Source organism: Pseudarthrobacter sp. NKDBFgelt, assembly GCF_046097905.1.
Taxonomy (GTDB): domain Bacteria; phylum Actinomycetota; class Actinomycetes; order Actinomycetales; family Micrococcaceae; genus Arthrobacter; species Arthrobacter polychromogenes.
Genome location: NZ_JBJURL010000050.1, coordinates 20,558 through 32,894, shown reverse-complemented (window position 1 = coordinate 32,894; position 12,337 = coordinate 20,558). Strand labels below are relative to the sequence as shown.

Genomic DNA, 12,337 nt, shown 5'->3' with positions numbered 1-12,337 from the left:
CCAAAGTGCGTCGCCGGGCGGCCATAGCTGTGGCGTTCGAAACCTGCCGTGAGCGCGGCAACAGCCTGGTGCGCCGCCCGGTCCAGGCCATCGGGATCCCCCAGCAGCGCGCCGCGCAGCCGCGCTGAATACGCGCGGGGCGTTTCGCTGAACCCGGGGGGAAGGCCATAGTCGGTGCCAAGGTCCAGCAGTTCACGCCAGCCCAGGGGTACCGCGTTACCGGTGTCCTGGGGCCTCAGCCGCCTGGCCCTGATGCCCGTCCTGATGAGCCGGGGCGCAGCCACCAGCAGCGCCGTCCCCAGGACGCCGGCTGCGCCCAGCAGCCACGGCAGGAGCTGCACTCCTGAACCGGCGTTCCCGCCACCGCCGGGGGCGGGCAGCGCAGTGGCGCTCGGCGCGGGGGTGGGAGCCGGGGTGGCATCGGGAAGCAGGTCTTCATTGTTGTCCAGCACGTCTGGGGCGGCGGCGGTGGACGATTCCGTGGCATAGTCGGGAACCACTCCACGGGAGGGCGTCGGCTCGAAAGGCACCCAGCCCAGGCCCTGGAAGTAGAGCTCCGGCCAGGCGTGGGCATCGCGTGCGTCCACCTCATATTCCGGCAGCGCTCCCTGGCCTGCCACGGAAACCGTGGCGCCTGTGAGCCTGCCGGGTGCGTAACCCACCGCGATGCGGCTGGGGATGCCTTCGAGCCTCGCCATCACAGCCATGGCGGACGCGTAGTGGATGCAGTAGCCGCTCTTTTGCTCCAGGAAGTCGGCCAGGACGGACAGCCCGTTGCCGTCGTAGCCGCCCTGCACTGGAGACTGCAGGGAGTAGGTGAACTCCGCCGAACGGAGGTACTTCTGGATGGCCATCGCCTTCGCGTACGGGGTGCCTGTCCCCGCCACGGTATCGGCGGTGCTGCGGACAATGTCCGGAACGTTTCCGGGAATCCTGGTGAAGTCCTCCGGGATGCCCTGGACGGCGGCTGAGGACTGGGCCAGGAGCCCTGCCGTCAGCCGGGGGGCGGTGGACGTCACCAGGTACTCCTGCCGCCGGGACGTGGTGGTGTCCGACCCTTTGATGCTCAGGGTGGCCGGGTCCCAGGTCCACCGTCCGCTGAGTCCCCGTACCGATTCCGGGGCATAAGGGGCAGGGAGATAGGGGCTGGTGAAACTGCCGGCGTCGATGGCTGTGACCAGCCGCTGCTGCTCGTCCGCCAGGACCGTGTAGCCGGGATCGATGCGCCCGCCCAGGGGCAGCCGGGAGGCGTCACGGTCGTCCGGGCCCCAGGAGTCGCCGTCGAAATGGTCCACGGTGACGGAGCGCAGGTACAGCGGGGTAGACGCATTCGTGGCGTAGGTGATCCGGCCGCTGCCGTCAGGTGTCCGCAGGCTGTTGCCCAGCGTGATCATGGGGTTGAGTCCAGTGGAGGTGCCCCAGGGGTTGAGCCGGGAACCCTGCGGAAACGTTCCCTGGTCAAAGCCGGGAATTGCCATGGGCACCACCAGAGTGGCGGCCAGGGCGACAGATCCCGTGAGCACGGCGCGCTTCATCTGGCCAGGGCTCCGGGCGGAATCAGTCTGGAACCGGGCGCTGGGCGCGAAATACTGGCTGCACGCAAGGATCGCCAGGTAGCCCGCCACCGTGAAAGCGAATCCCCAGAAGCCCACGCTCTGCGGCTTGATCATCGCCGGGACCACCAGGATGGCCAGCAGCCCCACCCCGGAAGCAGCGGGCATGCCGAGCGGCAGCGCAAGGGCGTCCACCAGGATCACCGCCAGGCCCAGGACAGCGCAAATGACCATGACAATGCCCACATTGGGCGCCACGGGCGCAGTCTCGGAAAGGACAGTTTCGCTTGCCCTCCGGATGAGGCGGTCCAGCTCCACCAGGGTTCCGCCGGTAGGGATGAAGCCGGCCACGCTGGAGCCGCGGAAGAAGGTCAGCGTCAGGACGGCGCCCAGGGAGATGAATCCGCCGGCCGTCACCAGCAGGGGCTGGGCGCGCACGGACCGCAGGGCAGCCAGCGTGAGGCTGACCACCAGGACGGTGGTCAGGACGGGCCAGTACCAGCCCCAGCCGCGGAGCACCCCGTTCAGGGAAAGCGCGGCACCGGAGACAGCCACGGCGATGGCGGCGGCCATCACCCAGGGGTAGGGGCCCACCCGTTGCCGGGCGGCGGTCTTCTCCTGCCGGCTTCCGGACTGCGTGCTGGCTCCCGGACTGCGTGTTGGTGCCGCTGTCACAGCGCAGCCCCGGATCCGCGGCGGATCTCCGCTGAGGGAGCGGGCACTGCCACGTCCTGGTCGAACTGGCTCCAGGCCGATGCCACGGGGACGGCGGGCGCAACGGCCACCGCACGCCAGCCTCCCTGCCGCAGCACTTCCAGGACCTCGGCTGACTCGCCGGGCTTTTCCGTCACGATGACGGCGAAGGCATTGGTGGCGTAGCCCGCGGCAGGGGCGAGGGCCAGGGCCTCCAGCCGCGAGAGTGTACCGAGGACTGCGATCACCGGTCCCCTCATGCGGTGTGCGGAAAGCTTGTCCATGAGCAGGTCATCAAACGCCTCAGGGCCCGCGTCGAGGGCAGTGCGGTCGTTGGATGCACCGACCCGGCCCGCCCATTGCTGGAGGGCATTGTCACGGTGTGGATGGTGGGGCCCGGTCAGCTGTATGGCGGCAAGGCTTTCTGCGATGGACTGGAGTCCGGCTGCGCCGCTGTATTCCTCCACCTCGGGTTCCGGAGCCGACGGCGAACGCAGGAAAGCGGGACTGCCCCCCGTGTCGAGCAGGCGCAGCGCATAGTTCCGTTCAGCCAGGTGTGCACTGATGGACATAACTGCCACCACCGACCATTCGAAGGTTCCGCTGGTGGCCATGGGGTGCCCGTCCGGGCCTGCCTGCCCCGCCGGCCCGCCGCCGGAACCTCCGGAAAACGCACCGTACCTGTGGTCCATGATGACCGTGGCCTCCGGTGTGGTGACAGATTCCTCCTGGCGCACCATGAGGTCGCCGTGGCGTGCGGTGGCAGCCCAGTGCACCCGCCGCATCGGGTCGCCGTGGCGGTACTCGCGGGTCATCACGTCGTCGTCGCTGGGGTTGGCGCGGATCCTGGTTGCCGTCACGCCATCGTTGCCGCGCGCGCCGGCCAGTCCAGTGAGGGGAAGGACGACGGCGGCGGGCGTCACGGTGAGGATGTCGCCGTCGTCTATTGCCTGCCGGTGCAGTGACAGGCCAAACGGATCCGTGAATTCGGCTGTCACCGGGCCGATGAGGAACTGGCCGCGCTGGGCCGAACGGAGATGGTATTCATACCGGCTGGTGCCCCCGGCGGCTGACCGTGAAGGGAACCGGAAAGCCGGCGATTCGCCGAACCGGGCAGGCAGCCGCTCCTCCATGGTGGCGCTTCCGCTGCCGCTGCCCGTCCGTGCCACCGCGAGCCGCACGCTTGTGGGTGCGGACGTTTCCACGGGAGATGGAGTGAACTCCCGGTACACCTGGAACCGGGGCTTGACCAGCCGGATCCCGGCGAGGGAAACCAGGGGGAGGACGATCAGCAGTACCGCCAACGTCAGCAGGTCCCTGCGGCCCATAACGTATGCGGCGCCCACTGCGACCCCGCCGGCGGCGATCATGCCCCAGCCGCGGTGGGTGAAGAGGTGCCGCGGTAGCCTGTCCGGCAGCGCCATGGGTTTTCCTACTTGTTCCTGCTCAGGCCGGTGACCGGGGCCGCCGTCCTGCCGGCAGGTGCCGCATTCCGGGTGCCGGTTCCGGCAGTCTCCGAAGTGACAGGCAGGTGGGACAGGATGCCCCTCAGGACGCTGTGCGGGGTTTCCCCGGACCCTGCAGCCTTGCGGTCCAGGATGATCCGGTGCGCCAGGACGGCTTCGGCAACGTGGACGACGTCGTCCGGCAGGACGAAGTCCCGGGCGTCCAGGGCAGCGGTGGCTTTCGCTGCCCGCAGCAGCTGCAGCAGGGACCGGGGGCTGGCGCCGAGCCGCAGCAGCGGACTTTCCCTGGTGGCCCTGCCCAGCGATACCGTGTACTCCTTGACGGCCTTGGACACGTAGACCTGTTGCACGGTGGTGATCATGGCGGCCACCTCCGCCGAAGTGACCACCGCGGAGACCTTGGTCAGTGGCGAGGTGGCCTGGTGCGTTTCGAGCATCTCAATTTCGGCGTCCTTGTCCGGGTAACCCATGGAGATCCGGGCCATGAACCGGTCCCGTTGCGCCTCGGGCAACGGATAGGTCCCTTCCATTTCGATGGGGTTCTGGGTGGCCACCACCATGAACGGCTCGTCGAGCCGGTACGAGGTGCCGTCAACCGTGACCTGGTGCTCTTCCATGCATTCGAGCAGCGCCGATTGGGTCTTTGCGGAGGCCCGGTTGATTTCGTCGCCAATAACAATGTTGGCAAAGACCGCGCCGGGCCGGAACTCGAAGAGCCGGGAGGACTGGTTGTAGATGGACACACCCGTCACGTCGGACGGCAGCAGGTCGGGGGTGAACTGGATCCGGTTGACGGTGCAGTCGATGGTGCGGGCAAGGGTCTTCGCGAGGAGTGTTTTCCCGACCCCGGGCACGTCTTCGAGCAGCAAGTGCCCCTGGGCCAGCAGGACGGTCAGCGCCAGCTTGGCGGCGTCGGATTTCCCATCGATGACGGTATTGACAGACGAGAGGATGCGCTGCGTTGCCGCATGGAAACCCTCTGCGTCCATGGCGGCCGGGCGGTGCCCGTTCAGGTGGCTGACGGGATCAGCGAGCCCCGCCAGGGTGCGGTTCGCAGCGCTCACATCGTTGGCAGTGCGTCGGTGGGATTCCATCGGCAACCTTTCAGCCCGGGGTTTCACCTGGACGGGACAACAAGCCTGCCGTCGCCCGGCGGTGGGCGTTCGCATGTGTTCGTACCAGACTACTAACACAACTGCCGCAGCTGACAGAGAGTTCCGACAAAATTGGGGAAGGGTTCCGCAGCTAGGCTGGATGGATGTGCACTTCGCTTCCTCCTGCCGCTTACCAGGACCCTGCTGCCGATGACGCGCAGGAGCCGCGCAGTTCCCGGCAGAAAGCCTTCCCGCCCGCTCCCGAGCCCCTGCCGGTGCCGGTCATGGACAACCACACGCACCTTGACTTCCCGGATGGCAAGGCTCCCGTTGGAATATCCGCAGCGCTGGATGCGGCCGCCGCCGTGGGTGTCCAGGGTGCGGTGCAGGTGGGCTGCGACCTTGAGTCGTCACGGTTTACCGTCCAGGCCGTGGACCTGGACCGGCGGCTGTTGGGGGCCGTGGCGTTGCATCCCAATGACGCCCCCCGCTACGCCGCCCGCGGCCAGCTGGAGGAGGCGCTGGCAGAAATTGAACAGCTGGCTGCCCACCCGCGGATCCGGGCCATCGGCGAGACCGGCCTGGACTTTTACCGCACCGAAGGAGAAGGACTGGCGCACCAGCGGCACTCCTTCCGCCGCCACATCGACATCGCCAAACGCCTGGACCTGACGCTCCAGATCCACGACCGGGACGCGCACGACGACGTCGTCCAGGTGCTCCGGGAAGAAGGGGCACCGGAACGCGTGGTCTTCCACTGTTTCTCCGGTGATGAGGACCTGGCAAGAACCTGCAACGAGGAGGGGTGGTGGATGTCCTTTGCCGGAACCCTGACCTTCCGCAACGCCGCCAACCTGCGTGCTGCGCTCGCGGTGGCTGACCCCGAGCTGGTCCTGGTGGAAACCGATGCGCCGTTCCTTACGCCGCACCCGCACCGGGGCCGGCCAAATGCCAGCTACATGGTCCCTTACACGGTCCGGGCGATGGCCGAATTGACAGGAACTGACCTGGCTGGTCTGTGCGCCGGAATCGCGGCCAATACCGTGAAGGCATACGGAAGCTGGGATTGAGAGTCCGATGTCCGGGCGTTACATTATGAATACTCGGTATGCACATTTCTTGGCGGCTTTATAACGCTACGGTTACAGTGGACATTTATTAGCCGGGGTCGGGGAAGGCCAACGGGTAATTTCACTTCTTTCTGCAGCAGGATTGCTGGGCTCCGTCCCGGCTTGCCCGTTGCGCGGAGTGTGGCGGCGCAACGGTGCCCGGACTGCCTTTGCTGGCGGTGCCGGGCCTTTTATTGCGCGATTTCCCCGTGCCCGGAAGGACCTAAAGTTACGGGCAAACGTGAGCAAGTTCTTCACATCGGACGGCAAGTTCAGCTTCGTCAAGGTTGGTGCCCAGCTTCTGGTGCTGTGCGCGCTCGTGGTGGGCCTCGTAGCCTTCGTGGGCAATAACAAAACCATCACGCTCAACGTCGATGGGAAGGTCTCGTCCGTGCAGACGTTCGGCGGAACCGTGGGGCAGGTGGTCAAGAGCGCCAACCTGGAGCTGAACCCTGCTGACCGCGTGTCGCCGTCGGTTGATGCCTCGGTCCAGAACGGCACCGTGATCAACGTCAACAAGGCGAAGGAAGTCAAGGTCAGCCTCGACGGCTCCGAGAAGACGGTCAACACCACGGCCCAGGACGTCGCCGGCCTGGTCACTGAACTCGGCGTCGCCAGCGCTTCGTCGGTTTCCGCCCCCAAGGACGCCCAGCTGTCCATCGCCGGGTCCTACGTCTCCATCTCCACCCCCAAGACCGTCAGCCTCGTTGCGGACGGCAAGGTGGACACCGCCACCACCACGGCATCGACCGTGGGCAAGGTCCTCGAAGACGCCGGCCTGGTCCTGGGTGCCAACGACCGCTCCTCGCAGCCGGTCAACGCCCATGTGGTCAACAACATGGTGATCAAGGTGTCACGCGTTGACACCGGCCAGACCGCAGTCTCCACCGAGGACGTTCCGTTCGAGACCGTCACGAGCGAGAGCGGCGAGCTGCTCAAGGGGGAGAAGGAAGTTACCCAGAAGGGCGCCGCAGGCAAGCTCGAGAAAACCTACAAGCTCGTGCTGGTGGACGGCCGCGAAGCCTCGCGCACCCTGGTATCGGAAACAGTAGCCGTCCAGCCCGTGCCGGAGAAGGTCACCGTTGGCACCAAGCCGAAGCCTGTTGCCCAGGCGGCCCCCGCGGCAAAGGCCGCGACCCCCGCAGGTGCGGGTGCCAACACCGGTGCCGCTGCTCCGGCCATGATGAACGAAGCTATGTGGGACAAGATCGCCCAGTGCGAGTCCACCGGAAACTGGAGCATCAACTCCGGTAACGGCTACTATGGCGGCCTCCAGTTCGACATCCGGACCTGGATCGGCGCCGGCGGCGGGGCCTACGCCCCCAACGCCAGCCTTGCCACCAAGGCCCAGCAGATCGACATTGCCAACCGCGTGTACGCGCAGCGCGGCCTTCAGCCGTGGGGTTGCGGCTGGGCTGCCACCAGCTGACCCCCACGATTGCGTGCCCGTCAGGGCGCTGCGGCCGGGCACGGACCTCCGTGCCCGGCCGCAGCCGTTTATTCAGGCTGTTTATGGCGCCTGTTTCTCCCTGCGGGGCGGATGTGCCGCGCGGGATAGGATACCTAGGTGACTGAACCAATCCCCGCGCCCGCACCGCTCTTTGGTGCATCCGACATACGCCGGCTCGCGGAGGAGATCGGAATCCGCCCCACCAAGACCCTCGGCCAGAACTTTGTGATTGACGGAAACACCATTCGCAGGATCGTGGCCGCCGCAGACGTTGGACCTGACGAGACGGTGCTGGAGGTGGGCCCGGGGCTGGGTTCCCTGACCCTCGGACTGCTCGATGCCGCAGCGTCCGTGGTGGCAGTGGAAATCGACCCCGTGCTGGCCGCCAAGCTCCCGGCGACGGTCAAGGAGTGGCGGCCGTCTGCTGCTGCACGGTTCCACCTGGTGCACGCCGATGCCATGAAAGTTACGGAGCTCCCCGTGCAGCCCACCGCGCTGGTGGCCAACCTGCCCTACAACGTCGCGGTCCCGGTGGTGCTCCACCTGCTGCAGCATTTCCCCAGCCTTCAGCACGGGCTGGTGATGGTCCAGGACGAGGTGGCTGACCGGCTCGCCGCCGGCCCCGGATCCAAGACCTACGGTGTGCCGTCCGTCAAAGCCGCCTGGTACAGCCAAATGCGCAAAGCCGGCGTCATTGGAATGAACGTCTTCTGGCCTGCACCGAAGATCCACTCCGGGCTGGTGGCGTTTACCCGCCGCGAGCCCCCCGCCACCACTGCAACCCGCGAACAGGTCTTCGCCGTGGTGGACGCCGCCTTCGCCCAGCGCCGCAAAACCCTGAGGGCTGCCCTTGCCGGGTGGGCAGGCGGGGCACCGGAAGCCGAGCGCTGCCTGGTTGCTGCGGGCGTCGATCCCACTGCCAGGGGTGAGGTCATAGATATCCGGGCCTTTGCCAGAATCGCAGAAGCCAAGCAGGCGCCGGCTTGAACGCCCTGCCAGGCCGGTTCGCCGCCAGGACAGTCCGCGTCAAAGCACCCGGCAAAGTCAATGTCTCCCTCGAGGTAGGACCGCTCCGCCCCGACGGCTACCACTCCGTCGCGAGCGTGTACCTCGCTGTGTCCCTGTACGAGGAAGTCGCGGCCACCAGCACCGAGGCGCCCGGGATCACCGTCAGCCTGAGCCGGGCGAGCACCGTTGACCTTGATGCCGCCGACATCCCCCTGGACGGGAACAACCTGGCCTACAGGGCCGCAGCCATCATGGCGGACGTTTCCGAACGCCCTACCGGGGTCCACCTGGAGATCACCAAGCGGGTGCCCGTGGCCGGCGGCATGGGCGGCGGATCGGCTGATGCTGCCGCAACCCTCCTGGCGTGCGACGCACTGTGGAACAGCGGCCTGTCCCGGGAAGAACTCGCGCACCTTGCCGCGGAACTGGGCGCCGACGTCCCGTTTTCCCTCCTGGGCGGCACGGCGGTAGGGCTGGGGGTGGGCGACGAACTTTCGCCGGCGCTGGCGAAGGCACAGACCCACTGGGTCCTCGTCACGGCAGATTACGGCCTTCCCACTCCTGAGGTCTACAGGACCCTGGACCGCATCAGGGAAGCCGGCGGCATCCAGGCGGCCGAACCCACCGGGGTTGATCCCAAGATCCTCACCGCCCTCCGCGGCGGAGACGCCGAAGCACTGGGCCGGGTCCTGGTCAATGACCTCCAGCGGGCATCCATTGAACTGGCGCCCGCCCTGCGCGATACGCTGGGTATCGGGGAATCGCACGGAGCCATCGCGGGGATCGTCTCGGGATCGGGGCCCACCGTGGCCCTCCTGGCCGACGACTCGGTGGCGGCGGAAGGCCTGGCCACCGACCTGCGGCATTACGGCCTGACAGCCCTCGCTGTCCACGGCCCGGTGCCGGGCGCGCGCATCATCTCCGACACCCACCTCTAGTTTTACAGTCCCTCCCTCAGCAGCAGAAAGCAGTTCCTTGTGGCACACCTTCTTGGCGGCGAGAACCTGACGGTCTCCTACGCGACCCGCACCGTCCTGGACGGCATCACCCTGGGACTTGAGGAGGGTGACAGGATCGGCATGGTAGGCCGCAACGGTGACGGCAAGTCCACGTTGATGCGCCTGCTGGCCCTGCGCGCCACCCCTGATTCCGGCCGCGTCACCAAGCGGGGCGACGTCAACGTGGGTTACCTGGACCAAAGCGACGTGCTCGACGGCGACCTGACGGTGGGTGCGGCGATCGTGGGGGACCAGGCGGACTACGAATGGGCCCGCAATCCCCAGATTCGCGAAGTCATGGGCGGGCTGGTCTCCGACGTCGACTGGCACGCAAACGTCCACGCGCTCTCCGGCGGGCAGAAGCGGCGCGTGGCCCTGGCCAAGCTCCTGATCGAGGACCACGACGTCATCATGCTCGATGAGCCGACCAACCACCTCGACGTCGAGGGCGTGGCGTGGCTGTCCCGGCACCTGAAGACCCGGTGGCGTGCCAACCAGGGTGCATTCCTGGTGGTCACCCACGACCGGTGGTTCCTCGACGAAGTCTGCAACAAGACCTGGGAAGTCCACGACGGCATCGTTGACCCCTTCGAAGGCGGCTACGCGGCCTACGTGCTTGCGCGCGCCGAGCGTGACCGCTCCGCATCGGTCATGGAAGGCAAGCGGCAGCAGCTGGTCAAGAAGGAACTGGCCTGGCTCCGCCGCGGCGCTCCCGCCCGGACGGCAAAGCCGAAGTTCCGCATCGAGGCCGCCAACGCCCTCATCGCCGACGTGCCCGCCCCGCGCGACTCGATGGCCCTCAGCAAGATGGCCACCGCACGCCAGGGCAAGGATGTGCTGGACCTGGAAAACGTCTCCCTGGACTTCCAGGGCGCCGAGGACGGGCGGAAGCTCTTCGACAACATCACCCTGCGGCTGGCCCCCGGCGAACGCCTGGGACTGGTGGGCGTCAACGGCGCCGGCAAAACCACCCTGCTGAAACTCCTCAACGGACAGATCACCCCCGACGCCGGGAAGGTCAAGCGGGGCAAGACCGTGGTCACCGCGGTCCTCAGCCAGGAGGTCAAGGAGCTCGACGACGTCGCGGACCTTCGCGTGATCGAGGTCATCGAGCGCGAAAAGCGTTCCTTTAATGTTGGCGGCAAGGAATTCAGCGCCGGCCAGCTGGTGGAACAGCTTGGTTTCACCAATGAGAAGCAGTGGACCCCGGTCAGGGACCTCTCCGGAGGGGAGCGGCGCCGCCTGCAGCTCCTGCGGCTGCTGGTGGGGGAACCCAACGTCCTGATGCTGGACGAACCCACCAACGACCTGGACACGGACACCCTCGCCGCCGTGGAAGACGTGCTGGACGGCTGGCCGGGAACCCTGGTGGTTGTCAGCCACGACCGGTACCTCCTGGAGCGCGTCACAGACCACCAGATGGCGCTCCTCGGAGACGGAAAGCTCCGCGGCCTGCCCGGCGGCGTTGACCAGTACCTTGAGCTGCGCGAATCCGCTCTGGCAGGGTCCACTGTGACCGGCGGCGGCAACCCCGTCACCAGCGCCGGGTCCGCGCCGGCCGCCGCTGCTCCCTCCGGCGCCTCGGAGGCTGAAAAGCGCGACGCCCGCAAAGCCAAGAACCGCATCGAGCGCCAGCTGGGCAAGCTCGAACAGCAGGAGAAGAAAGTCCACGACCAGATGGTCAAGAGCACCGAACAGTCGGACTTCGACGCCCTGGCCGAACAGAACAAGAAACTCAAGGACCTCGCAGGGGAACGCGAAGCCCTCGAGCTCGAATGGCTAGAGGCACTCGAGGTCCTCGGCGAGTAACCGTTCTCTCCGTTGCTCGTGCCTGGCTTGGGCGCCGGAGGCGGCCCTTCGACGTCGCTTAGACACAGGACATAGGGAGCGCTCCGGTCGCTGGGCGACCTCCACGCTCCGATGTCCCGCGATGCGCTCCTTTTCGAAGGACCGTCTCCGGCGAGGCTACGTCACCTTGCCGCCGGGAAGAGCAGGCAACCCGCCCGGAACCTTCGGCAGGTGGATGAGGGGGGTGGGTGCGGGGCGACTCCCGAACGGAACCTTCGGCAGGTGGGGCGGGAGGCAACGCGGATGCAACTCACACCCTCGAATGGGGACCCTTCGCTGGACGAAACGTGCGCACTAGCGGTGCGGGGGGCCTTCGTGTAGTCGCGCATCGCGGCGCATCGTGGCGTGGAGGTCGCCCAGCGACCGTAACGTCACCTATGCGCTGTGTCTAAGCGACGGCGAAGGTCTCCTGCACCGTGAAGGTGACCGGAACGGTGGCGCCGCGAAGGTAACCGCACCGCGTAGGTGACAACAATCTCACCCCTCGGACATAAGCTCCGGGTCCCTTTTGAGGCCGGTCAGGCCGTTCCAGGCGAGGTTGACCAGGTGCGCGGCGACGGTGTGTTTGTCCGGCTGGCGGCTGTCCTGCCACCATTGGCCGGTCATGGCCACCATTCCCACGAGCATCTGGGCGTACATGGCGCCGTCCTCGCCGCTGAGGCCACGGCGGGAGAATTCGTCGGAGAGGATGTGCTCAACGCGGGCGGTGACGTGGGAGAGCAGGGTGGAGAAGGCGCCCTCAGGCTGCGACGGCGGTGCGTCCCGCATCAGGATCCGGAACCCTTCCGTGCGGTCCTCGATGTAGGTCAGCAGTGCGAGGGCGGCCCGTTCTACCAGGACCCTCGGTTTTGCCTCCTCGGTCAGCGCGGCGTTGATGGCGTCGAGGAGGAGCCGGAACTCGTGGTCCACCACCTGGGTGTACAGGCCTTCCTTGGAACCGAAGTGCTCGTAGATCACCGGCTTGGACACCCCGGCGCACGCCGCGATTTCCTCGATGGTGGTCCCGTCAAGGCCCCTGGCGGCGAAAAGTCCGCGTCCGACGTCGATTAGCTGGCTCCGCCGCTGCAGGCCGGTCATGCGTGTCCGCGGAGGGTTGTTGCTCACATTTCCATCATGCA

General features: G+C 67.1%; 9 protein-coding genes. 5 read left to right on the top strand and 4 right to left on the bottom strand.

Annotation, left to right across the window (positions count from 1 at the left end; all coding sequences use genetic code 11):
• The 3 genes from ACKAE7_RS13905 to ACKAE7_RS13895 form a co-directional block, all read right to left on the bottom strand.
• On the bottom strand, positions 1-2,228 hold a 2,228-nt coding region (locus ACKAE7_RS13905), incomplete at its 3' end, for a DUF3488 and DUF4129 domain-containing transglutaminase family protein (protein ID WP_408979474.1).
• The gene (locus ACKAE7_RS13900; protein WP_408979473.1) at positions 2,225-3,670 is read right to left on the bottom strand and encodes a DUF58 domain-containing protein; all 1,446 of its coding nucleotides are present in this window, start codon (positions 3,668-3,670) and stop codon (positions 2,225-2,227) included. The genes ACKAE7_RS13900 and ACKAE7_RS13905, both read right to left, overlap by 4 nt.
• A gap of 8 nt (positions 3,671-3,678) precedes the next feature.
• Positions 3,679-4,806 carry a MoxR family ATPase gene (locus ACKAE7_RS13895; RefSeq protein ID WP_188809228.1) on the bottom strand — a complete coding sequence of 376 codons (1,128 nt, stop codon included), beginning with the start codon at positions 4,804-4,806 and terminating at the stop codon, positions 3,679-3,681.
• Positions 4,807-4,970: 164 nt separating this feature from the next.
• Here ACKAE7_RS13895 and ACKAE7_RS13890 point away from each other — a divergent pair, with 164 nt between their 5' ends.
• The 5 genes from ACKAE7_RS13890 to ACKAE7_RS13870 all read left to right on the top strand — a co-directional run bounded on the left by ACKAE7_RS13890 (position 4,971) and on the right by ACKAE7_RS13870 (position 11,180).
• Complete coding sequence (locus ACKAE7_RS13890) at positions 4,971-5,876, top strand: TatD family hydrolase (protein WP_188809229.1); 906 nt, start codon at positions 4,971-4,973, stop codon at positions 5,874-5,876.
• 280 nt (positions 5,877-6,156) lie between these two features.
• Positions 6,157-7,344 (top strand): resuscitation-promoting factor, encoded by a 1,188-nt coding sequence (locus tag ACKAE7_RS13885; protein ID WP_188730281.1) that lies wholly within the window; start codon positions 6,157-6,159, stop codon positions 7,342-7,344.
• A gap of 138 nt (positions 7,345-7,482) precedes the next feature.
• Entirely contained in the window at positions 7,483-8,352 is an 870-nt protein-coding gene (gene rsmA / locus ACKAE7_RS13880) for a 16S rRNA (adenine(1518)-N(6)/adenine(1519)-N(6))-dimethyltransferase RsmA (RefSeq protein ID WP_408979472.1), read from the top strand.
• Positions 8,349-9,311, top strand: coding sequence for a 4-(cytidine 5'-diphospho)-2-C-methyl-D-erythritol kinase (locus ACKAE7_RS13875; RefSeq protein ID WP_188809232.1), 963 nt, complete (start codon positions 8,349-8,351; stop codon positions 9,309-9,311). The genes rsmA and ACKAE7_RS13875 overlap by 4 nt, the downstream gene beginning before the upstream one ends.
• Positions 9,312-9,350: 39 nt before the next feature.
• Positions 9,351-11,180 (top strand): ABC-F family ATP-binding cassette domain-containing protein, encoded by a 1,830-nt coding sequence (locus tag ACKAE7_RS13870; protein ID WP_188809233.1) that lies wholly within the window; start codon positions 9,351-9,353, stop codon positions 11,178-11,180.
• A 516-nt stretch (positions 11,181-11,696) separates the two neighbouring features.
• Here the strand turns inward: ACKAE7_RS13870 and ACKAE7_RS13865 are convergent.
• A complete protein-coding gene (locus ACKAE7_RS13865) occupies positions 11,697-12,323 on the bottom strand; it encodes a TetR/AcrR family transcriptional regulator (protein ID WP_188809234.1) in 627 nt (208 codons plus the stop codon).
• Between the last annotated feature and the right edge of the window lie 14 nt (positions 12,324-12,337).